Source organism: Alphaproteobacteria bacterium, from assembly GCA_019635875.1.
Taxonomy (GTDB): domain Bacteria; phylum Pseudomonadota; class Alphaproteobacteria; order Reyranellales; family Reyranellaceae; genus JAFAZJ01.
Genome location: JAHBYP010000007.1, coordinates 254,766 through 278,594, shown reverse-complemented (window position 1 = coordinate 278,594; position 23,829 = coordinate 254,766). Strand labels below are relative to the sequence as shown.

The 23,829-nt window shown below is 69.5% G+C and carries 27 protein-coding genes; 11 read left to right on the top strand and 16 right to left on the bottom strand.

Annotated elements, in window-relative coordinates; genetic code table 11:
• The first annotated feature begins 2 nt into the window (after positions 1 to 2).
• Together KF889_23885 and KF889_23880 are read left to right on the top strand one after the other, a co-directional pair.
• Positions 3 to 236 (top strand): hypothetical protein, encoded by a 234-nt coding sequence (locus KF889_23885; GenBank protein ID MBX3502497.1) that lies wholly within the window; start codon positions 3 to 5, stop codon positions 234 to 236.
• 251 nt (positions 237 to 487) lie between these two features.
• Entirely contained in the window at positions 488 to 1,690 is a 1,203-nt protein-coding gene (locus KF889_23880; protein ID MBX3502496.1) for a pyridoxal phosphate-dependent aminotransferase, read from the top strand.
• A 148-nt stretch (positions 1,691 to 1,838) separates the two neighbouring features.
• On the opposite strand, the gene KF889_23875 is transcribed toward KF889_23880, so the two are convergent.
• The gene (locus KF889_23875; GenBank protein ID MBX3502495.1) at positions 1,839 to 3,149 is read right to left on the bottom strand and encodes an amidohydrolase family protein; all 1,311 of its coding nucleotides are present in this window, start codon (positions 3,147 to 3,149) and stop codon (positions 1,839 to 1,841) included.
• 201 nt (positions 3,150 to 3,350) lie between these two features.
• Positions 3,351 to 3,731, bottom strand: a complete 381-nt coding sequence (locus tag KF889_23870) for a nuclear transport factor 2 family protein (protein ID MBX3502494.1) — start codon at positions 3,729 to 3,731, stop codon at positions 3,351 to 3,353.
• A gap of 126 nt (positions 3,732 to 3,857) precedes the next feature.
• On the opposite strand from KF889_23870, the gene KF889_23865 reads away from it, so the two are divergent.
• A complete protein-coding gene (locus tag KF889_23865) occupies positions 3,858 to 4,340 on the top strand; it encodes an Lrp/AsnC family transcriptional regulator (GenBank protein ID MBX3502493.1) in 483 nt (160 codons plus the stop codon).
• A 237-nt stretch (positions 4,341 to 4,577) separates the two neighbouring features.
• Here the strand turns inward: KF889_23865 and KF889_23860 are convergent, their stop codons facing one another.
• Positions 4,578 to 5,069: a DUF1178 family protein gene (locus KF889_23860; protein MBX3502492.1), complete on the bottom strand. Its 492-nt coding sequence runs from the start codon at positions 5,067 to 5,069 to the stop codon at positions 4,578 to 4,580.
• An 86-nt stretch (positions 5,070 to 5,155) separates the two neighbouring features.
• Between KF889_23860 and KF889_23855 the strand changes: the two genes are divergently transcribed.
• Complete coding sequence (locus tag KF889_23855) at positions 5,156 to 5,665, top strand: class I SAM-dependent methyltransferase (GenBank protein MBX3502491.1); 510 nt, start codon at positions 5,156 to 5,158, stop codon at positions 5,663 to 5,665.
• On the opposite strand, the gene KF889_23850 is transcribed toward KF889_23855, so the two are convergent.
• From KF889_23850 to KF889_23820, 7 genes are all read right to left on the bottom strand, one after another.
• Entirely contained in the window at positions 5,662 to 5,964 is a 303-nt protein-coding gene (locus tag KF889_23850) for a type II toxin-antitoxin system RelE/ParE family toxin (GenBank protein ID MBX3502490.1), read from the bottom strand. The genes KF889_23855 and KF889_23850 overlap by 4 nt on opposite strands.
• Position 5,965: 1 nt before the next feature.
• Positions 5,966 to 6,196 carry an addiction module protein gene (locus tag KF889_23845; GenBank protein MBX3502489.1) on the bottom strand — a complete coding sequence of 77 codons (231 nt, stop codon included), beginning with the start codon at positions 6,194 to 6,196 and terminating at the stop codon, positions 5,966 to 5,968.
• Between the two features lie 4 nt (positions 6,197 to 6,200).
• Complete coding sequence (locus KF889_23840; GenBank protein MBX3502488.1) at positions 6,201 to 7,064, bottom strand: carbon-nitrogen hydrolase family protein; 864 nt, start codon at positions 7,062 to 7,064, stop codon at positions 6,201 to 6,203.
• Between the two features lie 15 nt (positions 7,065 to 7,079).
• The gene (grxC, locus tag KF889_23835; protein MBX3502487.1) at positions 7,080 to 7,337 is read right to left on the bottom strand and encodes a glutaredoxin 3; all 258 of its coding nucleotides are present in this window, start codon (positions 7,335 to 7,337) and stop codon (positions 7,080 to 7,082) included.
• Between the two features lie 240 nt (positions 7,338 to 7,577).
• Positions 7,578 to 8,669 carry an FAD-binding oxidoreductase gene (locus tag KF889_23830; protein MBX3502486.1) on the bottom strand — a complete coding sequence of 364 codons (1,092 nt, stop codon included), beginning with the start codon at positions 8,667 to 8,669 and terminating at the stop codon, positions 7,578 to 7,580.
• 40 nt (positions 8,670 to 8,709) lie between these two features.
• Positions 8,710 to 9,510: a ComF family protein gene (locus tag KF889_23825; protein MBX3502485.1), complete on the bottom strand. Its 801-nt coding sequence runs from the start codon at positions 9,508 to 9,510 to the stop codon at positions 8,710 to 8,712.
• Between the two features lie 45 nt (positions 9,511 to 9,555).
• Complete coding sequence (locus KF889_23820; GenBank protein MBX3502484.1) at positions 9,556 to 10,197, bottom strand: aldolase; 642 nt, start codon at positions 10,195 to 10,197, stop codon at positions 9,556 to 9,558.
• Positions 10,198 to 10,369: 172 nt separating this feature from the next.
• Between KF889_23820 and KF889_23815 the strand changes: the two genes are divergently transcribed.
• The 3 genes from KF889_23815 (at position 10,370) to KF889_23805 (ending at position 12,715) form a co-directional block, all read left to right on the top strand.
• Positions 10,370 to 11,296, top strand: coding sequence for a methyltransferase domain-containing protein (locus KF889_23815; protein MBX3502483.1), 927 nt, complete (start codon positions 10,370 to 10,372; stop codon positions 11,294 to 11,296).
• Positions 11,297 to 11,341: 45 nt separating this feature from the next.
• Positions 11,342 to 12,163, top strand: a complete 822-nt coding sequence (locus tag KF889_23810; protein MBX3502482.1) for a hypothetical protein — start codon at positions 11,342 to 11,344, stop codon at positions 12,161 to 12,163.
• Between the two features lie 102 nt (positions 12,164 to 12,265).
• On the top strand, positions 12,266 to 12,715 hold the full coding sequence (locus KF889_23805) for an ester cyclase (GenBank protein ID MBX3502481.1): 450 nt from the start codon (positions 12,266 to 12,268) through the stop codon (positions 12,713 to 12,715).
• On the opposite strand, the gene mutT is transcribed toward KF889_23805, so the two are convergent.
• The 3 genes from mutT to KF889_23790 form a co-directional block, all read right to left on the bottom strand.
• Positions 12,712 to 13,158, bottom strand: coding sequence for an 8-oxo-dGTP diphosphatase MutT (gene mutT, locus KF889_23800; GenBank protein MBX3502480.1), 447 nt, complete (start codon positions 13,156 to 13,158; stop codon positions 12,712 to 12,714). The two genes, KF889_23805 and mutT, sit on opposite strands and share 4 nt — an antisense overlap.
• A gap of 106 nt (positions 13,159 to 13,264) precedes the next feature.
• On the bottom strand, positions 13,265 to 14,503 hold the full coding sequence (gene argJ / locus KF889_23795; GenBank protein ID MBX3502479.1) for a bifunctional glutamate N-acetyltransferase/amino-acid acetyltransferase ArgJ: 1,239 nt from the start codon (positions 14,501 to 14,503) through the stop codon (positions 13,265 to 13,267).
• A gap of 148 nt (positions 14,504 to 14,651) precedes the next feature.
• Positions 14,652 to 15,581: a peptidylprolyl isomerase gene (locus KF889_23790; GenBank protein MBX3502478.1), complete on the bottom strand. Its 930-nt coding sequence runs from the start codon at positions 15,579 to 15,581 to the stop codon at positions 14,652 to 14,654.
• A gap of 239 nt (positions 15,582 to 15,820) precedes the next feature.
• Here KF889_23790 and secA point away from each other — a divergent pair, with 239 nt between their 5' ends.
• On the top strand, positions 15,821 to 18,607 hold the full coding sequence (secA, locus tag KF889_23785; protein MBX3502477.1) for a preprotein translocase subunit SecA: 2,787 nt from the start codon (positions 15,821 to 15,823) through the stop codon (positions 18,605 to 18,607).
• A gap of 242 nt (positions 18,608 to 18,849) precedes the next feature.
• Here secA and KF889_23780 read toward each other — a convergent pair whose 3' ends face one another.
• Positions 18,850 to 19,530, bottom strand: a complete 681-nt coding sequence (locus tag KF889_23780; GenBank protein MBX3502476.1) for a hypothetical protein — start codon at positions 19,528 to 19,530, stop codon at positions 18,850 to 18,852.
• A 214-nt stretch (positions 19,531 to 19,744) separates the two neighbouring features.
• Between KF889_23780 and KF889_23775 the strand changes: the two genes are divergently transcribed.
• Positions 19,745 to 20,065 carry a DUF3175 domain-containing protein gene (locus tag KF889_23775; protein ID MBX3502475.1) on the top strand — a complete coding sequence of 107 codons (321 nt, stop codon included), beginning with the start codon at positions 19,745 to 19,747 and terminating at the stop codon, positions 20,063 to 20,065.
• 184 nt (positions 20,066 to 20,249) lie between these two features.
• On the opposite strand, the gene KF889_23770 is transcribed toward KF889_23775, so the two are convergent.
• Positions 20,250 to 21,122 carry a protein-L-isoaspartate(D-aspartate) O-methyltransferase gene (locus tag KF889_23770; protein ID MBX3502474.1) on the bottom strand — a complete coding sequence of 291 codons (873 nt, stop codon included), beginning with the start codon at positions 21,120 to 21,122 and terminating at the stop codon, positions 20,250 to 20,252.
• A gap of 250 nt (positions 21,123 to 21,372) precedes the next feature.
• On the opposite strand from KF889_23770, the gene KF889_23765 reads away from it, so the two are divergent.
• Both KF889_23765 and KF889_23760 read left to right on the top strand, forming a co-directional pair.
• Positions 21,373 to 21,810, top strand: coding sequence for a hypothetical protein (locus KF889_23765; protein ID MBX3502473.1), 438 nt, complete (start codon positions 21,373 to 21,375; stop codon positions 21,808 to 21,810).
• Positions 21,811 to 21,819: 9 nt separating this feature from the next.
• Positions 21,820 to 22,059, top strand: coding sequence for a hypothetical protein (locus tag KF889_23760; GenBank protein MBX3502472.1), 240 nt, complete (start codon positions 21,820 to 21,822; stop codon positions 22,057 to 22,059).
• 142 nt (positions 22,060 to 22,201) lie between these two features.
• On the opposite strand, the gene KF889_23755 is transcribed toward KF889_23760, so the two are convergent.
• Complete coding sequence (locus KF889_23755) at positions 22,202 to 23,815, bottom strand: FAD-binding oxidoreductase (protein ID MBX3502471.1); 1,614 nt, start codon at positions 23,813 to 23,815, stop codon at positions 22,202 to 22,204.
• Positions 23,816 to 23,829 lie beyond the last annotated feature (14 nt).

Below are 23,829 nucleotides of genomic sequence, written 5' to 3'. Positions count from 1 at the left end.
CCATGTCCCAATTGCGCTTTGTCGAGATCGGCGATCTCTTCCTCGTCGCCAACGACGTCAATCAGGCGCTCGAGCGCCTGCCCGAGGACGTGCGGCGCGACGTCACGCCGCTGGTGCGGCGCATGGGCGAATGGCGCCTGGCGACCATCCAGGGCGGCGTCGCGCACCCCACGCCGCTGCTGATGGCCTTCTCGCAGTTCCTCGAGCAGGTGGTCGACGAGTACGGCGAGCGCTGATCTCCTGTCGTTCCGAGCGCCGTTCCTGTCATTCCGAGCGAAGCGAGGAATCCTTCCCGGAACGCAGGCTGGCGCGCCCGGAATTCCTCGCTCCGCTCGGAATGACGGAGTTGGGATTGTGCGAGGACAAGATTTCCCGCCCCTCGCCCCGTCCCTCGCCTTGCAGGCGCGGACGGCAGCCATTAGGTTGCGCCGCCCAAAAAAGGGCGCGCGCCCGGCGGTACCCGGGCGACATCCGGGAAGCCCCAGCCATGGCCTTCATCGCCGACCGTCTCAGTCGCATCAAGCCGTCGCCCACGAACGCCGCGCAGGGCAAGTTTCTGGAGATGAAGGCGGCGGGCAAGGATGTCATCGGCCTGGCCGCCGGCGAGCCCGACTTCCCGACTCCCGATCACATCAAGGAAGCCGCCTACAAGGCGATCCGCGAGAACGACACGCGCTACACCGCGATCGCCGGCACGCCGGCGCTGCGCTCGGCGATCGTCGAGAAGTTCAAGCGCGACCACGGGCTCGACTACAAGGTGTCGCAGACCCTGGTCACCAACGGCGGCAAGCAGATCATCTTCAACGCCATGCTGGCGACGCTCAACGCCGGCGACGAGGTGATCGTGCCGGCGCCCTACTGGGTGTCCTATCCGGAGATGGTGGCGATCGCCGACGGCACGCCGGTGATCGTCGATTGCCCAGAGCCCAAGGGCTTCAAGCTGCAGCCCGAGGATCTCGAGCGCGCCATCACGCCGCGCACCAAGTGGCTGATCCTGAACTCGCCTTCGAACCCGACCGGCGCGGCCTATTCCAAGGCCGAGCTGCGCGCGCTGTGCGACGTGCTGCTGAGGCATCCGCATGTCTGGGTGCTGACCGACGACATGTACGAGAAGCTGGTCTACGACGACTTCGTCTTCAGCACGCCGGCCGAGATCGAGCCCGGGCTGTTCGACCGCACGCTCACCATGAACGGCGTGTCGAAGGCCTATTGCATGACCGGCTGGCGCATCGGCTACGCCGCCGGCCCGCAGGCGCTGATCAACGCCATGATCACCATCCAGTCGCAGAGCACGTCGAACGCCAGCTCGATCAGCCAGGCCGCGTCGGTCGCGGCGCTCAACGGGCCGACCGACTTCATCCCGAAGAACAACGCCGTCTTCAGGCAGCGCCGGGACCTCATCGTCTCGATGCTGAACCAGGCCACCGGCATCAAGTGCCCGCGGCCGGAGGGCGCGTTCTACGTCTACCCGTCCTGCGCCGGCACGATCGGCAAGAAGACGCCCGAAGGCAAGACGATCACCAACGACACCGACTTCGTGAACTACCTGCTCGAGGCCGAGGGGCTCTCGGTGGTGCAGGGCTCGGCCTTCGGCATGGGCCCGGCCTTCCGCATCTCCTACGCCACCGCCACCGAGCTGGTCGAGGAAGCCGGCCGCCGCATCCAGCGCGCCTGCGCCGCGCTGCGCTGATCGCACGTCAATACCTTCCCCCGGAGGGGGAAGGTGGCGCGCAGCGCCGGATGGGGGATGTCGAAGACGGACTCCGGCGTTCGGCTTCGACATCCCCCTTCCGCCCTTCGGGCACCTTCCCCCTCCGGGGGAAGGGAATACCTACCTCCTACTCCGCCGCCATCGGCCGCGCTTCGCGGTGCGCGGGCGGCGGCTTGTGGAAGGCGCCGTCCTTCATGATCGCCAGCAGTCGGTTGGCGTCCTGCAGGATCGAGACGTCGACCGACGGATCGCCGTCGACCAGCAGCAGGTCGGCAAGAAAGCCCTCCTTCACCAGGCCAAGCTCGGGCGCGGCGCGTTCGCTCTCGCCCGGCCCGGCGCCCCGGGCCATCAGCTCGCCGCCGTACTTCGTCGCCGCGACGATCGCCTCCATCGGCGTGAAGCCGAACAGGCTGACGAAATGCTCCATGTCGCGCGCGTTGCGCGGCATCGGGTTGAAGGCGAAGCCGTAATCACCGCCGGGCAGCACGCGCACGCCGCGCTTCTTCAGCGCCTTCATGTTCTCGATGCCCCTGACGAACTCGTTGTCGAAGCGGCGCTTCACATCGTCGGGCAGGTTGACGCCGCGCGACGGCGCCTCCTTGTAGGCGCCAACCGTGATGCCGATGGTCGGCGCCACGAAGACGCGCGCCTTCTTCGCCTCCAGCATGTCGAGCGCCTCCTCGTCGCACAGCGTGGCGTGATAGATCACGTCGACGCCGTGGCGCAGGCACATCTTCACCGCGCCGGCGCTGCGCGCATGCGCCGCCATGCGCTTCTCGTGCGCCCGTGCCACCTCGGCCACGGCGGCGACCTCGGCGTCGGTCATCACCGTCATGTGCGCCTTCGAGCCCGGCGTGCCCTCGTCGCCCGAGGGATTGATCTTCAAGACGTCGACGCCCTCGCGCACGAAGAAGCGCGCCCAGCGGCGGAACTCGTCGGCGCCGTCGGCGACCACGGCGAAGGTCTCGCGATGCAGGTGGTTGAGCCGCACGTCGCCCAGCCCGCTGGTCACCGTCATCTCCAGCGACGCCGCCAGCATGCGCGGCCCCACCAGGTCGCCGGCGTTGATGGCGTTGCGCACGGCGACGTCGAGGCGCGGCTTGGCCGCGGCGGCGCTGTGCAGCGCCGTGAAGCCGTGGTCGAGCAGCAGGCGCGCGAACTTTGCCGTGAGCAGGGTGTGCTCCTCCGGCGGCACCTCGCCCAGCGCCGGCGCGGACGGCGTGTTGATGAAGCTGGGATGGGCGTGCGCCTCGACGAGGCCCGGCATCAAGGTGGCGCCGCCGCCATCGACCACGGCGATCTCGGGCCCGACGCCGAGCGTCGCCGGTCGGCGCGCGATCGCCTTGATGCGATTGCCCTGGACCAGCACCTCGCCGGCGAAGGGCGCCTCGCCCGAGCCGTCGATCACCCGCACGTTCCTGAACAGCGTTTCGCCCATGGCCGCGTCCCTCCCCGGTCGCGTTGGCTCCCGGGGCGGACGGTAGGGAAGTTGCGTCGGGCTGTCCAACCGGAGGGGTGCGACGCCCGCCGCCTATCCCCAGGGGAGAGCTCGGGAGTCAGCGGCGGGCGCCGGCGGACAGAATGGATTCCGGCCGACTGCGCGGTGTAACTCCCGAACGGTCACAGGGTTCCCGAAGACCTACGCGGCCTTCGCGGTCTCGATATGGAAGCCCTTGGCGGTGATCAGCCATTCGCCGTCGACGCGGTGCCAGGTGAGGTAGTCGACGTAGATCGTGTCGTTGATGCGCAGGCGCAGCTTGGTCATCGCCTGCGTGTCGGAGGCGAAGTCCATCAGCAGGATCTCGTCGGCGCGCTTCGAGCCCTGCGAGACCGGCGAGGGCCGGCTGAGGAAGCCGTCGCGGAACTCCGCCGCGGTGGTCTTCTTCAGCACGCCGTCGACGAAGCCGTGCAATTGCGCCGTCGGCCGGAAGACCCGGTCGAAGCGCGAGATGTCGTTGTCCTGGCATAGGTCGAGATAGCGCTGGACGGCCCGGGTGAGGCTGGCGTGGCGGTCGGTCATGCGAGGCTCCGTTGCTTGGCGGGCCAACCATGCGACGGACACCGCGAGCGTGTCCTTGCGAAATGTAGCGCGACCTGCTTCTTCTGAGCGATATCCTGCTAATAGACGACAGGTTCGAGACACAAGATGCCAAGCACTGACCTGGACGCCATCGACCGCCGGATCATCGCCACCCTGCAGGCGGATGGCCGGCTGACCAACGTGCAGCTGGCCGAGCGCGTGGGATTGTCGCCCTCGCCCTGCCTGCGGCGGGTCAGGCGGCTGGAGCGCGAAGGCTATATCGGCGCCTATCGCGCCATGCTGGGCCGCGAGCGGGTCGGCCTGGGCCTGACCGTCTTCATCGGCGTGCGCATCGGCAACCACGCCGACGAGCGCTGCGACGATTTCGAGGCGCAGCTGGTGGCCATGCCCGAGGTCGTGGCCTGTCATATGGTGTCGGGCGAGGCCGACTATCTACTGGAAGTGGTGGTCCCCGACCTGCAGCACTACCAGCGCTTCCTGGTCGGCAAGCTCCTGAACCTGCCGGTGATCCGCGAGGTGCGCAGCAACATCGCCATCCAGACCCTGAAGTCAGGCGCGCCGCTGCCTTTGGCGCATCTCGGAGGCTGAGCCTGGAGGCCCTGTCATCCCGAGCGAAGCGAGGGATCCAGGCCCGCCGTAGATCCCTCGCTTCGCTCGGGATGACAGTTCGCGCGGCGGGGAAATATTTTCAGGGGGTGCCGTGCAACCTTCCCGGAGAGCGGCTCGTTGTGCTGTCGGTGGACCGCATTATCTCCCCCCGCGGTACCACATTTCTCCCCCGACTCGGCCCCGCACTTCCCGCGCGGGGCCTATCTTTTTGCGCCGTCAATTGCCCTTGGGCACCCAGGGCAGGCGGCCGAACTCGATGCCCTCGTCGGCCAGCGCCGCGGCCTCCTCGTCCGAGGTCTCGCCGTAGATGCCGCGCTTGTCGGCCTCGCCGTAGTGGATCTTGCGCGCCTCCTCGGCGAACTTTTCGCCGACATAGTCGCAGTTCTTCTCGACCTGGCCGCGCAGCTCCAGCAGCACCTTGCGCAGCTCCGGCGGCATGTTCGGCGGCACAGTGGCGACGGGCTGGGCCGGCGCCTCGGTCGCCGGCGGCGCGCTCTCCTCGACCTGGCGGGGCGGGCGCGCCGGGCCGGTCCTGCGGTTGCCCTTGGCTGTCACGTTGGGCGCGACCAGCGCGCGCTCGACCTTCGAATCGCCGCAGGTCGGGCACTCGAGCAGCCGCCGCTTTTCCTGCTTCTCGTAAGTGGCGCTGTCGCGGAACCAGCTGTCGAACCGGTGGTCTTTCGAGCAACGCAGCGTGTACTTGATCATTCCCCAACCACAGCCTTGGCACTCCGGATGCCGGAGTGCCAATAGATGTGGGGCAAGGCAGGCCGTTTGACAAGCCGGTTACAAGGATGACCGCCTCTTCCTGGATCACCCGCTGGGCGCCGCTGATCGCGCCGGGCGCCGCCATCCTCGATGTCGCCGCCGGCGGCGGCCGGCACACGCGCCATCTCCGCGGACGTGGGCATCCGGTCACGGCGGTGGACCGCGACATCTCCGGCCTGGCGGACCTGAGAGGCGACCCCGGCGCCGAGATAATCGCCGCCGACCTCGAGGACGGCTCGCCCTGGCCCCTGCCCGGCCGCCGCTTCGGCGCGGTGGTGGTGACCAACTACCTCCACCGCCCGCTGTGGCCAGCGCTGCTGGCGGCGCTCGCGCCCGGCGGCGTGCTGCTCTACGAGACGTTCATGGTCGGCAACGAACGCTTCGGCAAGCCGGGCAACCCCGCCTTCCTGCTGCGCGACGGCGAACTGCTCGATGTCGCGCGCGAGGGCGGCCTGTCGGTGGTCGCCTACGAAGCGGTGATGCTGAGCGACCCGCGCCCGGCGATGGTCCAACGCATCGCCGCGCGTCGGTTCTAGGCGCCGACTAGTTCGTCGCGTGCAAGCCGGCGGCGCTTGTGGTGCATCAATGCGACGACAATGATGCCGTTGTTCTCGACCAGATAGAAGAGTGCGTACGGGAACTGCCGCAGGGGTGCGCGCCGGAGATCGCCGTCGACGATTGGATAGATGAGTGGATTCTCCAACAAGAGACGCTCGCTACGGCGCAACCGCTCGACCAATGCGGCATCCAGACGCGCATCGATCGCGCCGTAGTAGTGGCGAGCATCATGGACATCGCCGCGCGCGGGGCCGGTCCAGGATACCTCAAACACCATCTCAGTCGCGGCTGCGCTCGCTCAGAATCTCCTCCAGGGTCCAACGACGGGCATCTTTGTCCGCACGGTAGCGAGCCACTCGCTCGCGCAGCTCCACCAGTTGCTCCTCAGTTAGCGGCGGCGGCGGCATTTCCTCGCCGGCGACACTGTCAATCAGCTCATGCGCCAGACGCAGCCGCTCGCCGGGCGAGAGCTTGCCAAGCTCGCGACGCAGGGGGCCGCCCGTCGCCATGGCTCTACTCCGCCGCCTTCGGCAGCGCGTAGGTGCGCACGGTGGGGCCGCTGTAGCTGCGGTCGTGGGTCAGCGAGGGCACAGCCTGGCGCGCCTCGGCGACCTTGGCCATGTCGATCTGCGCGGTGACGAAGCCCGGGCCGGAATCGCCGGCGTCGGCGATCACCTCGCCCCACGGCGCCACCACGAGCGAGTGGCCGTAGGTCTTGCGGTTGCCGGCGTGGCTGCCGACCTGGGCCGGGGCGAATACGTAGCAGCCGGTCTCGATGGCGCGCGCGCGCATCAAGGTGTGCCAGTGCGCCCGGCCGGTCGGCACGGTGAACGACGAGGGGATCGACAGCATCTGCGCCCCGCCATGCGCCAGCGCGCGATAAAGGTAGGGGAATCGCAGGTCGTAGCAGATGGTCATGCCGAGCCTGCCCCACGGCGTCTCGGCGATCACCGCCTGCTCGCCCGGGCGGAAGGTCGAGGATTCACGATAGGTCTCGCCGCCGGCGAGCTGCACGTCGAACATGTGGATCTTGTCGTAGCTGGCGACGATGCCGCCATCGGGCGCCACCAGGTAGGACCGGTTGGCATTGCGCTCGGCCTCGACCTTCACATGGATCGAGCCGACCAGGAACCACACGCCGCATTCCTTGGCGATCGCCTGCGCCGAGGCCAGCCCGGGATGGTCCTCCTCGGGCAGCGCCTTGGCCAGCGTCTCGCCGCGATTGGCGCCGATCAGGGTGGAATTCTCCGGCGTCATGACGAACTCGGCGCCCGCGTCGCGCGCGCGCCGCGTCTGCTCCTCGATGAAGGCGATGTTGGGCGCCAGCTCGTTGGTGGCGTTGACCTGGATCAGGCCGGCGGTGAACGTGGCGGACATCGGAGGCCCTCCGTCTCAGGCGGCCAGCAGCGGGTCGAGCTTGCCCGCCCGATCGAGCGCGGCCATCTCGTCGCTGCCGCCGATGTGCTTGCCGTCGATGAAGATCTGCGGCACCGAGGTGCGCCCGCCCGAGCGCGCGCGGGCTTCCTCGCGCCTGCCGGCCTCTTCCTCGACGTCGTACTCGGTGTACGGGACGCCCTTGCGCTCCAGCAACGCCCGCGCGCGGGCGCAATAGCCGCACCACTGCGTCGTGTACATCTCGACCTTGGCCATGCGCGGGCCTCTACCTGCTACGCTGACGGACAGCGCGACTATAGCCTCCCCGGTTCCCCGGGGCGAACGCCTTCCGCTCCCTCTCCCCGCGAGCGGGGAGAGGGTTGGGGTGAGGGGCTGCATCGAGTGGCGCACCACCGTCCCACGCAACCTCAATCGACCCCTCACCCCGACCCTCTCCCCGCAAGCGGGGAGAGGGAGTTGTGGCCGTCGCTCAAACGCCACACATGATCGCCCCGCTCAATCGCGGGCGGCGAGCCACTCGACAAGGGTGCGATCGTCGCCGGTTTCCAGGGCGTCGGCGACGCGCCGGCCCACCGCCGTGCCAAACTTGTAGCCATGGCCCGAGCAGGCCGAGATGATCCAGGTGGCGCCGCGGCGCTCGCCATGGAAGTGCCAGTCCTCGGTGAAGGTATAGACGCAGCGCCTCGTGTCGGTGATGCGGTATTCGTCGATGCGGACGAAGAGCGGCGCGAAGATCTCGCGCATCTCAAGCGCCGTGGCGCGGTCGACCTCGAACGGCTCGTCCGGGTGCCACGGCATGCGCGTGAAGCTGGCGCCGAACTTCAGCTGCGTGCCCATCGACGGCGGCAGCACATAGCCGTCGACGCCGAGTCCGGCCATCGACGGCGCCTTCGACCACGCCGATTTCAGGTCGGCCGGCGGCTCCAGGTAGATGACGCAGGTGCGATGGGCGACGAGGGTGCGCGCAAGGTCGGGGAACAGCGTGCCGACCCAGGCGCCGGCGGTGACGACGACGCTGTCGGCGGCGATCCTCTCGCCCGAGCGCAAGGTGACGCTGGCGGCGTCGGTGTCGATGGACTCGACGATCGCGTGGGTGCGGATGGTGACGTTCCTGGCCTGCAGCCACGCCGCCATGTCCGAGGCGATGCGCTGGCAGAGCAGCGCGCCGCCCTCGCGCGAGTAGTAGACCTCGCGCACGTGCTCGGGATCGAGGAACGGGTAGCGCTTGACCGCCTCATCCGTCTTGAACGTCTCGAACGAGAAGCCGTCGCGCGCCATGCCTTCGGCATAGGCCTGCGCACGGTCGCCCTCCTTCAGCGAGACGCTGCTGACGCCGACGCGCGCCATGTGCTCGCGCCCGAGATCGGCCCACAGCTCGTTCCACGCGGCGAAGGACTCCGTCATGCGCATGGCGTAGCCGTGCATGTCGCCATAGGCCCGGCGCGTGATGCGGTGCTGGTCGCCCGAGGCCGCCAGCGGGTTGGGCAGCACGTCGCGTTCCAGCAACGTCACCTTGTGCCCGCGCTTGGCCATCGCCCAGGCGGTGCTCAGCCCGGAGATCCCCGCACCCACGACCACCACATGCATCTTGAGACCTCTCTGTTGCGGCGAGTGTAGAGGGCGGGTCTCAGGAACGGAACTCCGGCCGAACGACGCGGGCCAGGGCCAGCACGTCGACTCGCTCGGCGCCGGCCAGGCGCAGCACGCGGGTGCAGGCCTCGACCGTGGCGCCGGTGGTCAGCACATCGTCGACCAGCACGACGCGACGGCCGCGGATGAAGGGCCGATAGCGCTCGTTGAGCGCGAAGGCGCCGGCGACGTTGCGACGGCGCTCGCGCGCGTCGCGGTCGGCCTGCGAGGGCGTGTTGCGGCGGCGGATCAGCAGGTCGGGCATCACCGTGCGGCCGGACGCCTTGCCGGCGGCATGGGCGAGCAGCGCCGCCTGGTTGTAGCGGCGCCAGAACAGCCGCCAGCGGTGCAGCGGCACCGGCGCCAGGAAGTCGGCGTCGGCCAGCAGCTCGGCGCCGGCCCGCGCCAGCCAGCGCCCATAGGCCGGCGCCGCGTCGGTGCGGTCGCCATGCTTGAAGGCGAGCACGAGGCCGCGCGAACCTTCATCGTAGCGGAAGGCGGCGCGGGCGCGGTCATAGCGCGGCGCGCGCTTCAGGCAGGCGCCGCACAGCGTGCCGGGCCCGGCATCGACCTCGAAGGGAAAGCCGCAGCGCGCGCAGAGCGGCGCGCCGAGGAAGGATACCTTCGGCCAGCAGGCGGCGCACAGCGCGCCCGGCTCGCTGACCAGTGCCGAGCACGACAGGCAGAGCGGCGGCAGCAGCGTGTCGAGCGTGCCGCGCGCGGCGCCCCGCGCCCGACGGACCAGGGCGGTCAGCGGAGCGGCACGCTCGAATTGTCGGCGCAGGGCGTCGAAGGACATCGCGGTCGGGGACCTCAGCGTCGGAATCCGACGATTCGATGGCGCTCAATACTCGACCTTGAATGCGCGCCTGATCTCCTCGATGCGGCCGGCGTCGAGCCCGGCGGGCGGATGGGCACGCAGCATCAGCCAGAGCTTGGCGGTCTCCTCCAGCTCCTCCAGCGCGAAGCTGGCGTTCGAGACCGTGTCGTTCCACACCACCGGGCCGAGCCGCTCCAGCAGCACCGCGCGCACCTTCGGCGCATGCACCAGCACCAGGTCGATCACCTCGGGATCGCCCGGCCGGCGATAGGGAATCATCGGCACGTGGCCGACCTTCATCACGTGATAGGGCGTGATCGGCGGCAGCACGTCCTCGCGGTTCACGTCGGGCAGCATGGTGAGCGCCACGAGGTTGGTCGAATGGGTGTGCACGATGCCGCCGGCATCGGGCCGCGCGTCGTAGATCGCGCGGTGCAGCAGGATGGTCTTCGAGGCGCGATCGCCGCTCACCTGCTCGCCCCTGGCATCGAGCCTGGCCAGCCGCGCCGCCTCGAGGAAGCCCAGGCAGGCGTCGGTCGGCGTGATGAGGAAGCCGTCGTCGAGCCGCGCGCTGATGTTGCCGGCCGTGCCGACGGTATAGCCGCGCCGGTACAGGCTCTCGCCGATGCGGCAGATCTCCTCGCGGATGCGTGCCTCGTCGGCCATGTGACTCTCCTTCCTTGTCTTCTTCCCTCTCCCCGCGAGCGGGGAGAGGGTTAGGGTGAGGGGTTGCAGCAGGTGGCGTACCGCCGTGATGCGCAACCAGGATCAGCCCCTCACCCCGACCCTCTCCCCGCTCGCGGGGAGAGGGAGGCGCGTGGTACACGCGCGCATGAGCATGCCCGATCCGATGCTGGTGTTCGACCGCGCGGTGGTGCGCCTGAGGCGCGAGCGCGTGGCGCGCGGCTGGGACGGCGCGGCCTTCCTCAAGCGCGAGATCGCCGCGCGGCTGGTCGACCGGCTCGACGACATCAAGCGGGCCTTTCCCGTGGCACTCGACATCGGCTGCCACGGCGGCGAGGTCGGCGCGGCGCTGGCCCGGCCCGACGGCAAGCGGCGCGGCGGCGTCGAGATCCTGCTGCAGATGGACCTCGCCGACGGCTTTGCACGCCGCGCCCGTGTGCACGGCCCGGCGCTGGTCGGCGACGAGGAGATGCTGCCGGTCGCACCGGGAAGCGTCGACCTGGCGCTGAGCGCCATGAGCCTGCACTGGGTCAACGACCTGCCCGGCACCCTGCTGCGCATCCGCCAGAGCCTGAGGCCGGACGGGCTCTTCCTCGGCGCGCTGCTGGGCGGCGAGACCTTGTGGCAGCTGCGCCAGGCGCTGGCCCAGGCCGAAAGCGACGTCGAGGGCGGCTTGAGCCCGCGCGTTTCGCCCTTCGCCGATCTGCGCGACGCCACCGGCCTGCTGCAGCGCGCCGGCTTCGCCCTGCCGGTGGGCGATGCGGAGCGCATCGAGGTCAGCTATCCCGACGCGCTGGCGCTGCTGCGCGAGCTGCGCGCCATGGGCGAGAGCAACGCCGTGCGCGGGCGCCGGCCGACGCTGTCGCGGCGCGAGACGCTGCTGCGCGCGCTGTCGATCTACGAGCAGCGTCACGGCGGCGCCAATGAGCGGGTGCCCGCCACCTTCGAGGTGATCTTCCTGCATGGCTGGGCGCCGCATGCCTCGCAGCAGCAGCCGCTGGCGCCCGGCGCCGCGACCCGCCGGCTGGCCGACGCGCTGGGCACCATCGAACGGCCGGCCGGGGAAAAAGCAGGAAGCTGACGCGAGACTGGCACCGCGCGCGTGGGACCGCCATATTGAGGCGGCATGAGCTCGCCGCCGCCGCTGCATTTCCCCGACGTCATGTCGCAGACCTTCCGGTTGTCCTTCGGCAATCTGCGGGCGTTCTTCGACCTGGCGCTGATCCCGACCATCATCTCGGTCGCGCTGATGATCGGCGTGCGTCTGGTGACCGATGGCGCGCTCTCGCCGCAGCTGATGGGCATCGTCAAGCTGCTCGATCTGGTCCCCACCGCGATGTTCGCCGTCGGCTGGTACCGCTGGCTGCTGCTCGGCCCGCCGCAGGCCTCGATCGTCGCCGGGCTGAGCTGGTCGGCGCGCGAGACCGGCTTCCTGCGCGAGTTCCTCGTCATCTTCGGCATACCGATCGCGGTCATGGCCGTGTTCCTGTTCCAGATGCCCGACGACCTGCCGATGACGCAGCAGGACGTGCGCGCGCTGCCGGCGGAGGTGCGGGCACTGGGCATCCTCGTGCCCATCGCCCTGGTCGGCGCGCTGATCGGCATGCGGCTGAGCTTCGGCCTGGCCGCGCCGGCCGTCGACATGACGTGGCGCGCCTCGATGGCCTGGCAGTACAGCAAGGGCAACGCGATGGTGAGCCTCGGCACCGTGTTCGTGGTCACCGTGATCGGCATGATCGGCCAGCTGTTCCTGCTGGGCATCGCCACGGCCCTGATGCGCTCGCTGGTCGGGCCGGGCGCGGGTCTCGGCGCGGCCCTGGTGCTCGGCCTGATCGTCGCCACGCTCGACTACTTCAAGCTGGCCCTGGTCGCCGCGACCCAGGCGGTGATCTTCCGCCAGCTCACCGGCTGGCGCCCCGGGGCGGCGCTGCAGCCGCCGACGACCTGATCCCGATATCGCGGCAAGCGCCGGAGTTTCTCGCTCGCCTCCGTCGTCCATCCTGCGGCCATGCCCGATGCGTCGGGCCGGCCCAAACGAGGAGAGCGACCCATGTCCAGGCAAAGCGACAACAAGGCCATCGTCGGCCGCTGGTTCACCGAGTTCTGGGGCGAGACCTGCGATCTCGCCGTCGTCGACGCGCTTGCCGCGCCCGACATGCTGCTGCGCTACTCGCTGCACGAGCCGCGCCGCGGCCGCGACGACATCAAGGCCTTCATGACCGACTTCCGCACCGCGTTCCCCGACCTGCGCTTCTGGGGCACCGCCGACCTGATCGCCGAAGGCGACTGGGTCGTCGGCCAGTGGGAAGGCGGCGGGACCCATACCGGGCCGGCGTTCGGCGACTTCCTGTCGGGCTCGCTGCCGGCGGCAAGCGGCCGCAGGATGCACTTCACCGGCACGACGGTGCTGAAGCTCGAGGGCGGCCGCATCGTCTCCGAGGTCGGCCTCGACGACGGCGTGACGGCGCTGACCCAGCTCGGCCTGCTGCGCGCCGCCTAGAGCAGGTCGCGCAGCTGGGCGACGAGGGGGATATCGGCGGGCGGCATCGGGTAGTCGCCGAGCGCCCGCACCTCGACCCATTTCAGCACCTGGCCCTCGCGCGGCCGCGGTGTGCCCTGCCACTTGCGGCAGGCGTAGAGCGGCATCAGCAGGTGGAAGCTCTCGTAGCCGTGCGAGGCGAAGGCGATCGGCGCCAGGCAGCTGCCCGTGGTCTCGACGCCCAGCTCCTCGCGCAGCTCGCGCACCAGCGCCTCCTCGGGCGTCTCGCCGGGGTCGACCTTGCCGCCGGGGAACTCCCACAGCCCGGCCATCGGCTTGCCTGATGGCCGCTGGGCGACCAGCACGCGGCCGTCGATGTCGATCATCGCCACGGCGGCGACCAGCACCAGCTTGCGGCCGGCCAGCGGCGGCTGGCCGCCGGGGCAGGGTTCGAACTTGTCCATGTGGAGCGGCCAGCTCTGTCATCCCGAGCGCAGCGAGGGATCCAGGACCGGCCTGGATCCCTCGCTGCGCTCGGGATGACAGGTAACGCGAGACACGAGCCGACGATCAGCTGCGGTAGCTGCCATTGATGTCGATGTAGCGATGCGTCAGGTCGCAGGTCCACACCGTGGAGCGGCCGCGGCCGAGGCCCAGCTCGATGTCGATCACGACGTCCGAGCCCTTGATGTGCTTCACGACGGGCGTCTCGTCGTAGTTGGGCACCACCTGGCCGTTGTCGGTGATGCGCACGCCGCCCATCGAGATGCGCAGCTTGTCGCGGTCGGCCTTCTCGCCGGCCTTGCCGATGGCCATCACCACGCGGCCCCAGTTGGCGTCCTCGCCGGCGATCGCCGTCTTGACCAGCGGCGAGTTGGCCACGGCGAGACCGATCTTGCGCGCCGCCCCGTTGCTCGTCGCGCCGGTGACGTTGATGGTGATGAACTTCGAGGCGCCCTCGCCGTCCTTGGCCACCAGCTGCGCCAGCTCGATCATCAGCTCGTCGAGCGCGCGGCGGAAATCGGCCAGCAGCGGATCGTCGGCCTCCTCGACGCGCGGATGGCGCGCCGCGGCGGTCGAGGCCAGCAGGAAGGTGTCGCTGGTCGAGGTGTCGCCGTCGACCGTGACGCAGTTGAACGACTTGTCGGTCGAATCGGCCAGCAGCTTCTGCAGCACGACAGGCGGCAGCTTGGCGTCGGTGAAAGCGAAGCCCAGCATGGTCGCCATGTCGGGCGCGATCATGCCCGAGCCCTTGGCGAAGCCGTTGATCGTCACCGTGCCGTCGCCGATGCGCGCGGTACGGGTAGCCAGCTTGGGGAAGGTGTCGGTGGTCATGATCGAGGCCGCCGCCTCGTCCCACGATTCCTCGCGCGCCGCCTTGAGCAGGCCGGGCACCGCCTTGGTGATCGGCGCCGGATCCATCGGCTGGCCGATCACGCCGGTCGAGGCCATGAACACCTCGTTGCGGGCGCAGCCCAGCGCCTGGGCCACGGCGCGCGTGGACTCCTCGACCGACTTGTCGCCCAGCTTGCCGGTGAAGGCGTTGGCGTTGCCGGCGTTGACCAGGATGGCGCGCACCTTGCCGCGCGCCAGATTCTTGCGGCACCAGTCGACCGGCGCCGAAGCCGTCTTCGAGCGGGTCAGCACGCCGGCGATGATCGAGCCGACGGGCAGCACGGCGATCATCAGATCAGGGCGGCCCTTGTATCGGATGCCGGCTTCAACCGCGCCGAGCCTGATGCCGGCGATGCGCGGCAGGCTGGGCGTCGTCTTGGGCGCCAGCGGAGAAACCGGGATGGGTGCGCTCATCGTCGCCTCTCGGGCGGCAGGCCATGGAAAGCGGGGTACGCAAGCGTTTCGGCGCGCCCGCAAGGACGCGCCGCAACAGGAGAACGGAGGTTACACCATCCAAGCCACCGATTCACAGTGGCGTGGCGGTGTTTGACCCCGACCCGACCTACTTCTTCTCGGGGGGCTTGGCGGCCGGCGGCGAACCTGGCGGCACCGGCGTCTCGGTGATGCGCGAGCCGTCCATGTTGAACTTCTCGATCTTGGCCGCCTTGCGCAGGCCCTCGATCATGGTCGAGAAGGCCTCGCGGGTGAGCTCGCCCTTGATCTCGTCCTCGAGCTCGGCGAGCGGCGGCGGGCCGGCCTTGCGGCGGTCCTCCAGGCGGATGACGTGGAAGCCGAACTGGGTCTTCACCGGCGCCGTCGTGGTCTTGCCCTTCTCGAGCGCGAAGGCGGCCTCGGCGAACTCCTTCACCATGTCGCCCTTCTTGAACCAGCCGAGGTCGCCGCCCTGGGCGCCCGAGGCCTTGTCGGTCGACTTCTCCTTGGCGATCTTGGCGAAGTCGCCGCCCTTGCCGAGCTCCTCGATGATCTTCTTGGCGTCGTCCTCGGTGACGACCAGGATGTGCTTGGCCGAGACCTCGTCCTCCGGGGGCCGATCCTTGACCTTCTTCTCGTAGCGCGCCTTGATCAGCTCGGGCGTGACGCGGCGCTCGACCTCGCGGGTCAGCCAGACGTCCTGCGCCAGGCGCTCCTCGAGATCGGCGATGCGGCGCTTGTAGTCCTCGGTCTTCTGGATCTCGGACTTGCGCGCCTCGACGATCATCAGGCGCCGGTCGACCATCTGGTCGAGCAGGGCCGGAAAGATCATGTGCAGCGGCAGGGCACGGTATTGCTCGGGCAGGGTGGCCTGCTGGCGCTGCACGTCGGACAGGCGGATCGGCTGGCCGTTGACGGTAGCGACCACCGGGTCGGCGGCCGGGGCCGGAGCGGGTGCTGGAGCCGGGGCGGTCTGGGCGATGGCGCTGGCGGCGAGCGCCGAGCCGCCGGCAAGGCCAAGCACCAGGGCGGCGGCAAGGCCGCGCGGGCTGCGGAACATGATGCGTGAGGCTCCGTATCGAGGGGATTCGCGCTCGACGTCCAGGGACGATCGGCGAAAGGCGGCAGCATAAACCATACGCCCCGGGCGCCCGCAAGTTGCGCCGGGCCGCACGGCCGCGCACGTCGGCGTGAATAACGTCGGAAGTGGCCGCGTTGACACTCACCAGTGGCGTCTCTATGTCTCAGCGGCTGGTCGCGGGCTCCGCCCGCGACCCACTGATTTTTCGAGGTTTTTCAATGCTCGGCGCCCTCGCGCGACAGATCTTCGGGACCTCCAACGACCGCATCGTCAAGGGCCTCGGCAAGCCGGTGACACGGATCAACGCGCTGGAGCCGGAGCTCAAGGGCCTGTCCGACGAGCAGCTGCGGGCACGCACCGCCGCCTTCCGCGAGCGCCTGGCCAAGGGCGAGAGCCTGGACGACCTGCTGGCCGAGGCCTTCGCCACGGTGCGCGAGGCGGCGATCCGCACGCTGGGCCAGCGGCATTTCGACGTCCAGCTCAAGGGCGGCATGGTGCTGCACCAGGGCAAGATCGCGGAGATGAAGACCGGCGAGGGCAAGACCCTGGTCGCCACGCTGGCCGTCTACCTCAACGCGCTCGCCGGCAAGGGCGTGCATGTCGTCACCGTCAACGACTACCTCGCCCGCCGCGACTCCGAATGGATGGGCCAGATCTACCGGTTCCTCGGGCTCACCGTGGGCTGCATCGTGCACGACCTCAGCGACGAGGAGCGCCGCGCGGCCTATGCCTGCGACGTCACCTACGGCACCAATAACGAGATCGGCTTCGACTACCTGCGCGACAACATGAAGTTCAACGCCGACGCAATGGTGCAGCGGCCGTTCAACTTCGCCATCGTCGACGAGGTCGACTCGATCCTGATCGACGAGGCGCGCACGCCGCTGATCATCTCCGGCCCGGCCGAGGATTCCTCCGAGCTCTACCGCAACGTCGACGCCCTGATCCCGCTGCTGGCGGCCGAGCATTTCGAGAAGGACGAGAAGCAGCGCACCGTGTCCTTCACCGAGATCGGCGCCGAGCGCATCGAGGAGCTGATGAAGGAGAACGGCCTGCTCGAGGCCGACTCCAACCTCTACGCCGTGCACAACGTCTCGCTGGTGCACCACGCCACGCAGGCGCTGCGCGCCCACAAGCTGTTCACGCGCGACGTCGACTACATCGTCAAGGACAACCAGGTCATCATCATCGACGAGTTCACCGGCCGCATGATGACCGGCCGGCGCTACTCCGAGGGCCTGCACCAGGCGCTGGAGGCCAAGGAACGGGTCGAGATCCAGCGCGAGAACCAGACGCTGGCCTCGATCACCTTCCAGAACCTGTTCCGCATGTATCCCAAGCTCTCCGGCATGACCGGCACGGCGATGACCGAGGCGGCGGAGTTCGGCGAGATCTACGGGCTGGAGGTCGTCGAGATCCCGACCAACGTCACGGTGGCGCGCAAGGACCACGACGACGAGGTCTACCGCACCGCCAAGGAGAAGCAGACGGCGATCATCGCCGAGATCGAGGCGGCCCGCAAACGCGAGCAGCCGGTGCTGGTCGGCACCGTGTCGATCGAGAAATCCGAGGAGCTGTCGGCGGCGCTCAGGGACAAGGGCGTCCAGCACCAGGTGCTGAACGCGCGCTTCCACGAGCAGGAGGCGACGATCATCGCCCAGGCCGGGCGGCCGGGCGAGGTGACCATCGCCACCAACATGGCCGGTCGCGGCACCGACATCCAGCTCGGCGGCAACCTCGAGATGCGCCTGCGCGCCGAGCTGGCCGATGTCGCCGAGGGCGGCGCGCGCGACCAGCGCAAGGCGGAGATCGAGGTCGAGATCGCCCAGGCGCGCGAGCGGGTGCGCAAGGCCGGCGGGCTCTACGTCATCGGCACCGAGCGCCACGAGAGCCGGCGCATCGACAACCAGCTGCGCGGCCGCTCGGGCCGCCAGGGCGATCCCGGCGCGTCGAAGTTCTTCCTGTCGCTCGACGACGATCTGATGCGCATCTTCGGCACCAACCGCATGGAAGGCGTGCTGCAGAAGCTCGGCCTGCAGGAGGGCGAGGCCATCGTCCATCGCTGGATCAACAAGGCCCTGGAGCGCGCCCAGCAGAAGGTCGAGGCGCGCAACTTCGAGATCCGCAAGAACCTGCTGCGCTACGACGACGTGATGAACGCCCAGCGCAAGGTGGTCTATGCCGAGCGCATCGAGATGATGGCCGAGGACGACCTGTCGACCACCGTCTCGGGCATGCGCCAGCAGGTGGTCGAGGGCATGGTCAAGCGCGCCATCCCCGAAGGCAGCTACGCCGAGCAGTGGGACATCGCCGGCCTGACCGAGCACGCCAATCGGGTCTTCGGGCTGGACCTGCCGATCGCCGACTGGGCCCGGGAGGAAGGCATCGCCGACGACGAGATCCGCGAGCGCCTGCAGGACGCCGCCGACCGCCTGATGGCGGAGAAGGCCGCCAATTACGGCCCCGACGTCATGCGCCAGGTCGAGAAGAGCGTCGTGCTGCAGGTCTTCGACCAGTCCTGGAAGGAGCACCTGCTGCATCTCGACCAGCTGCGCCAGGGCATCGGCCTGCGCGCCTACGGCCAGAAGGATCCGCTCAACGAGTACAAGCGCGAGGCCTTCAACCTGTTCGACGACATGCTCGCCAACATGCGCGAGGAAGTGACGCGGGTGCTGGCCTATGTGCAGATCCGCTTCGAGGAGCCGCCGCAGATGCCGGTCGGCCCCGACCCGTCGATGATGCAGGCGATGCACGAGAGCCCGGCCATGGCCGGTGCCGACGCGCTCTATGCCGACGCCTCCTCGGGCGCGCTGCCGCCGGGCGGCTTCGATCCCGACCCGGCCACCGACAACATGGCCGGACGGCCGCAGCCGGTGCGCAGCGCGCGCGCCGCGGCCAGGGTCGATCCCAACGACCCGGGGACCTGGGGCAAGGTCTCGCGCAACGCCGCCTGCCCCTGCGGCTCGGGCAAGAAGTACAAGCACTGCCACGGCCGTTTCGCCTAGCTGGAGCGGGCATCGTTCACTTGCCCGTCCTGTCATTCCGAGCGCGGCGAGGAATCCAGGCACCTCCACTGGATTCCTCGCTGCGCTCGGAATGACAGGGGAATCGCATTCGCGGCATCGCAGAGCATCGAGCGTTTGGTTAGACGCATCTGTCATCCCGAGCGCAGCGAGGGATCTAGGGAAGCTGCCTGGATTCCTCGCTGCGCCCGGAATGACAGGGGAATCGCGTTCGCGGCATCGCGTCACGACGACAGCGCGATCGAAGCGACCGCGAGGCGCCGCACGCGGTTGGCCTCGGCATAGGCCGCCACCGCGGCGAGGCCGGGCGGGCCCTCGCGATCGGGTGACGGACGCAGGGCGACGCTGATCGCCGGCAGCACGTCGCAATGCAGGTCGCAGCCATCGGCGATCCAGCGGTCGATCCACGCCTCGACGTCGAAGGGCGCCCCGTTGTGGGGCAGGAAGTGGCGCAGCGAGCGGCCGACCGATTTGCGCCAGCGCGCCACCTCGGGTGACACGGCGGGCACCTCCTCGACGACGGGCTGCGCCGGCGCCGGCTGGGCCGGCTCGGCCACCGCCTCGGGCGGCAGCGCGGGATCGCGCGGATAACGCCGCCGGGCGCGCCGGCCGACTCGGTGCAGCAGATGCCAGTCGACGACGGCGAGGTACTCGACGCCCTCGACCGCATAAGCCCGCACCAGCCCGTGCGACGCCAGCTCCTCGACCATGGCGGCCACGCGCGCATCGTCGAGGTCGTCGCCGGGAAAGACCTGCAGGCGGATGGTGCGCGGCCGAAGCGGCTGCACGCCGAAATCGTCGGCGAAGTTCTGCAGGCCGAGGAACAGCAGGCGGCTCATCGGCGCGCAGTCGATGACGGCCTCCCAGGTCCAGAAGTCTGGGGAGATGTGGCGGTTGCGGGACACGATACGGGCTCCAATGGGGAACGATGGGAGCCGGTGTAACGCCGAACGCGGCTATCTCCTATTTGCACCTCTACGTGTGTCGCGCGCACCACTCCGATCGCTGCGAGAGAGGCGATTCTGCCTCCGCTTACGGTGTCGAAAAGCGCGGATGGAAGCCTTCGGCGCCCGGACGCGTTAGGCGGAGGCGCACGCGACGCCCCCCGATGCGATGGAGATGCCCATGGCCGCCCGCCGCAAGACCGCCGCCAGGCGCAAGGCGCCGTCGAAGCGCTACTGGTCGACCGAGGTCACCGAAACCAGCGACGCACTCACGCTCGAGAGGAAGGTCTTCACCCTGCGCTCGCCGCGCGGCATCGCGCAGTCGCTGAAGCGCTCGGCCGAGCGCAGCCGAAGGCGCAAGTCGAGCCCGTACCGATCGGCAATGTCGATGCTGACCTTCTACCTCAACCGCGCCGGCCGGAACCTGCCCGAGGTGCGCAAGCGCACGCTCGAGGCAGCCAAGCACGAGCTGCGCAAGGCCTTCGGCCGCGCATGAGCAAGGGGCGAGGCGCCGCAAAGCGGCTGGGCAATCGCAGATGAGCTTTGGGGTTACCTTCCCCCGGAGGGGGAAGGTGGCGCAGCAGCGCCGGAAGGGGGATGCCTCAACAAAACCACTGTCCGTCTTCGACATCCCCCATCCGCCCTTCGGGCACCTTCCCCCTCCGGGGGAAGGCAAGAATTCAACCCGGTGCCGTGGTGCTCGCGGCGGCTTCCAGCCAGAAGTCCGGGCCGGCGTACCAGACCTTGCCGGCCATCGCCGCCGCGGGCTTGCCGCGATGCAGGGCGGCGATCGGCACGAAGCGCCGATCGACATTCGCCAGCGCCTTCTGCAGCCGCTCGCCCGCCGCCTCGTCGCGGCCGCCGGCACAGGGGAAGATGCCGACGCCGCCGACCGAGCGCGCGCCGAAGGCATCGCCGCGCCGCTCGGCGCGCAGGACGAAGCCCCACCAGTTGGCGCCGGTCAGCGGCATCATCAGACGGCCGCCCTCGGCGAGGCGATCGAGCCACAGCGGCGCCGGATGCGTCGAGCCGGCGAAGACCACGACGGCATTGACGACGCCCGGGTCGTGCTTGCGGCCATCGTCGCCGATCACCGTGACTTGCGGCCAGGCCTTGAGGTTTGCCCGCGCTCGCGCGGCGAGATCCGCATCGTGCTCGACCGCGATGACGCGGCCCTCCCGACCGATGATCTCGCCCAGGATGGCGCTGTAGTAGCCCGTCCCGGCGCCGACCTGCAGCACGCGCTCGCCCGGCCGCAGGTCGAGGTGATCGAGATTGTGCGCCCAGAAGCTCGGCATGCCGTTGTTCAGCTTGCGCTTGACATCGATCGCCACGAGCACGTCGTGATAGAGCCAATGCGGCTCGGCATCGGGCGTCGTGAACGTCTCGTCGGGCCTCGTGTCCGGCCGGATGGTCCACGGGCCCGGCCCGAGGAAGCGTTCGCGCGGCACCGTCGCATAGGCCTCGACGATGCCCAGGTTGCGCCGCACGGGCGCGCGCAGGCGCAGATCCTCGGCGTACCACCGGCGTATCGCAGCGCTGTCGTCGGCCATCGCCTCTCCCTTCGGTTGCTGACGGGAAGGCGGGCGCGGCGGCGCGATGCGGACGGGCGGAGAAATATTTCGCCGCCCTGTCCGCGCCGGACGTCGCCGGGCGCATACTGAAGTGGACATGGAAGGCGCCGAACGCAATCGCCCGCACTTGATCCCGGCCGGCACCACCGATGCCCGCGCCGGCGATGTCGGCATCGCGCTGCGCACCTTGTCGGACGCCGACCTGGTGCGCCTGAAGTCGCTGGCGCGGCTGTGGAGCCGCGGCCTGCCGGGTGGCCTGGGCTGGGCCGATATCCTGAACGAGGCGGTCGTGCGCTGCCTCGACGGATCGCGGCGCTGGCCGGCCGGCGTGCCGTTGCTGGCCTTCCTGTCGGGCGTGATGCGCAGCATCTGCGACGATCACTGGCGCCGCGCACGCCGCGATCACGCCCTGATGGTTGCCGCACCCGATGCCGATGGCTCGATGATCGCGCCCGACAACCCCGAACGCGTGCTGGCCGCCGCCCAGGCGCTGGGCGCGATCAACGTCCTGTTCGCCGACGATCCGGCGGCGCTGAAGATCCTCGCCGGCCTGGCCGAAGGCATGACCGCGACCGACATCCGCCTGCACTACGACATGTCCGAGCGCGACTACGACTCCACCCGCAAGCGCATGCGCCGCGCGCTGCTGCGCCGCGGCCTGGCCTAGAGACACGCCATGAAGAACTGGCACCCCGACACCGACCTCGACCGCCTGCTCGCCGCGCTGGGCACGGAGATCATCGACATGTCCGACGAGGACGTCCGCACGCTCTGCGGCCACGTCGGCACGCCGATCTCCGGCATCGCCCGCGACATGCGTGCACGAGTCGCGGCGATCGACGATGGCGAGGCCCAATCAGCACCGGCGCTCACCGACATCGCGGTGATGCGCGAGCTGCTGCTGCGTTCGCATTGACGGCTACAGCTCCCTTCCCCCGGAGGGGGAAGGTGCCCGAAGGGCGGAAGGGGGATGTCGAAGACGGACTCCTGCGTTCGTCTTCGACATCCCCCTTCCGGCGCTGCGCGCCACCTTCCCCCTCCGGGGGAAGGTAGAAGTCCTAACCTCGCGCCTTCAGCAGCACGCCGGGGTTCATCACGCCCTTCGGATCGACGGCATTCTTCGCGCCCTGCAGCGCGGCGGCGAACAGTTCCGGGCGTTGCTTCTCGTACCAGGGCATGTGATCGCGGCCGACGGCGTGGTGGTGCGTGATGGTGCCCTTGAGCTGGCTCAGCACGTCGGAGCAGGCGCGCTTGATCGCCCACCATTGCTGCTCCATGCCGCCCTTGCGGCCCTTGCCGTAGAAGCTGAAATAGGGCGCCGGGCCGTCGGGATAGACATGGGTGAAGCGGCACGAGGCGCTGGCGCCCGGCCCGCATTCGCGCTTCAGCACGTCGTGCAGCGTGTCCATCACCGTCTGGTGGAAGTCGCCGAAGCGGTCCCAGGTCGTCGCGGTCTCGAAGGTGTCGTAGATCACCTCGAGCGGCGTGGTGATCTCGCGGAAGAACGGCGCGCGGATGAAGGCGTTGCGCCAGGCGCCCGAGCTGCCCTCGCGATGGCCGCCCTTCGACTCGAGCTGGTCCATGTCGGGCTGGCCGCGATGATCGCGCGCGCATTCCAGCGCGCGGGCCATCCACGGGCCGACATCGTGGTCGGCCGATTCGAAGGCCAGCACCATGACGTCGACGCTGCCGTCGCCGGCGCCGGTGGCCTCGGCCTCGACGCGATCGAGCAGGCGCACGTTGGAGGGATAGAGACCGGCCTGGCCGATGGCGCGCACTGCGGCCCAGGCATCCTCGAACTTCGCGAAGGCCACCGAGGTGCCGGCGCGGAAGCGCGGCCGGTCCTGCAGGCGCATCCACGCCTCGGTGATGATGCCCAGCGACCCTTCCGAGCCGATGGCGATGCGGTCGGGGCTGGGGCCGGCGCCCGAGCCCGGCAGGCGGAAGCTCTCCCACGCGCCCCTGGGCGTGATCATGCGCGCGCTTTCGACGAAGTCATCGATATGGGTGTAGAGCGTGGCGAAGTGGCCGCCGGAGCGCGTGGCGATCCAGCCGCCCAGGGTCGAATACTCGAAGCTCTGCGGGAAATGCCGGAGCGTCACGTCGTGCGGCTTGAGCTGCGCCTCGAGGTGGGGACCCAGCACGCCGCCCTGGATGCACGCGGCGCGGCTCTTGCGGTCGACCTCGAGCACCTTGTCGAGGCGCTGCAGGTTGATCGACACCACGCCCCTGAAGGCGCCGCCGACCACCGGCTCGACGCCGCCCACCACCGAGGAGCCGGCGCCGAAGGGGATCACCGCGATGTCGTTGCTGCTGGCCCAGTCGAGCAGCGCCGAAACATCGCCCTCGTCGCGCGGATAGGCCACGACGTCGGGCGGGTTGGGCACCCGGCGCTCGAAGATGCGTACCGAGTCGATGAACGACTTGCCGTAGGCGTGCACCAGCCGGTCGATGCGCGCCGTCGAGCAGATCGCCGCCAGGCTGGCCGGCGGGCTGACGCGCGGCGCGCGTAGCGCGTATTCCTCCTCGCGCGGCGGCGTGTCGTTGAAGTCTGAGACGCCGTAACGCTTGGCGGCGTTGGCGTGGACGTAGGCACGCTCCTGCGGCGTGGCGCCCTCGCCCTCGAAGCCCCAGCCCCAGAACTTCATGCGGCGCGGCAGGAAACCCGACATGCGTGCCCTCCGAT

Excerpts from the sequence above, each read along its gene's own strand:
- KF889_23860 (MBX3502492.1), bottom strand. The coding sequence starts at position 5,069 with ATGATCAAGTACACGCTGCGTTGCTCGAAAGACCACCGGTTCGACAGC.
- KF889_23825 (MBX3502485.1), bottom strand. The coding sequence starts at position 9,510 with ATGTCCTTCGACGCCCTGCGCCGACAATTCGAGCGTGCCGCTCCGCTG.
- KF889_23815 (MBX3502483.1), top strand. The coding sequence starts at position 10,370 with ATGCCCGATCCGATGCTGGTGTTCGACCGCGCGGTGGTGCGCCTGAGG.
- KF889_23865 (MBX3502493.1), top strand. The coding sequence starts at position 3,858 with ATGCCAAGCACTGACCTGGACGCCATCGACCGCCGGATCATCGCCACC.
- KF889_23775 (MBX3502475.1), top strand. The coding sequence starts at position 19,745 with ATGCCCATGGCCGCCCGCCGCAAGACCGCCGCCAGGCGCAAGGCGCCG.
- KF889_23880 (MBX3502496.1), top strand. The coding sequence starts at position 488 with ATGGCCTTCATCGCCGACCGTCTCAGTCGCATCAAGCCGTCGCCCACG.
- KF889_23790 (MBX3502478.1), bottom strand. The coding sequence starts at position 15,581 with ATGTTCCGCAGCCCGCGCGGCCTTGCCGCCGCCCTGGTGCTTGGCCTT.
- grxC (MBX3502487.1), bottom strand. The coding sequence starts at position 7,337 with ATGGCCAAGGTCGAGATGTACACGACGCAGTGGTGCGGCTATTGCGCC.
- KF889_23850 (MBX3502490.1), bottom strand. The coding sequence starts at position 5,964 with ATGGTGTTTGAGGTATCCTGGACCGGCCCCGCGCGCGGCGATGTCCAT.
- KF889_23840 (MBX3502488.1), bottom strand. The coding sequence starts at position 7,064 with ATGTCCGCCACGTTCACCGCCGGCCTGATCCAGGTCAACGCCACCAAC.
- KF889_23810 (MBX3502482.1), top strand. The coding sequence starts at position 11,342 with ATGAGCTCGCCGCCGCCGCTGCATTTCCCCGACGTCATGTCGCAGACC.
- argJ (MBX3502479.1), bottom strand. The coding sequence starts at position 14,503 with ATGAGCGCACCCATCCCGGTTTCTCCGCTGGCGCCCAAGACGACGCCC.
- KF889_23770 (MBX3502474.1), bottom strand. The coding sequence starts at position 21,122 with ATGGCCGACGACAGCGCTGCGATACGCCGGTGGTACGCCGAGGATCTG.
- KF889_23805 (MBX3502481.1), top strand. The coding sequence starts at position 12,266 with ATGTCCAGGCAAAGCGACAACAAGGCCATCGTCGGCCGCTGGTTCACC.
- KF889_23830 (MBX3502486.1), bottom strand. The coding sequence starts at position 8,669 with ATGCATGTGGTGGTCGTGGGTGCGGGGATCTCCGGGCTGAGCACCGCC.
- KF889_23845 (MBX3502489.1), bottom strand. The coding sequence starts at position 6,196 with ATGGCGACGGGCGGCCCCCTGCGTCGCGAGCTTGGCAAGCTCTCGCCC.
- KF889_23855 (MBX3502491.1), top strand. The coding sequence starts at position 5,156 with ATGACCGCCTCTTCCTGGATCACCCGCTGGGCGCCGCTGATCGCGCCG.
- secA (MBX3502477.1), top strand. The coding sequence starts at position 15,821 with ATGCTCGGCGCCCTCGCGCGACAGATCTTCGGGACCTCCAACGACCGC.
- KF889_23885 (MBX3502497.1), top strand. The coding sequence starts at position 3 with ATGTCCCAATTGCGCTTTGTCGAGATCGGCGATCTCTTCCTCGTCGCC.
- mutT (MBX3502480.1), bottom strand. The coding sequence starts at position 13,158 with ATGGACAAGTTCGAACCCTGCCCCGGCGGCCAGCCGCCGCTGGCCGGC.
- KF889_23760 (MBX3502472.1), top strand. The coding sequence starts at position 21,820 with ATGAAGAACTGGCACCCCGACACCGACCTCGACCGCCTGCTCGCCGCG.
- KF889_23870 (MBX3502494.1), bottom strand. The coding sequence starts at position 3,731 with ATGACCGACCGCCACGCCAGCCTCACCCGGGCCGTCCAGCGCTATCTC.
- KF889_23875 (MBX3502495.1), bottom strand. The coding sequence starts at position 3,149 with ATGGGCGAAACGCTGTTCAGGAACGTGCGGGTGATCGACGGCTCGGGC.
- KF889_23820 (MBX3502484.1), bottom strand. The coding sequence starts at position 10,197 with ATGGCCGACGAGGCACGCATCCGCGAGGAGATCTGCCGCATCGGCGAG.
- KF889_23755 (MBX3502471.1), bottom strand. The coding sequence starts at position 23,815 with ATGTCGGGTTTCCTGCCGCGCCGCATGAAGTTCTGGGGCTGGGGCTTC.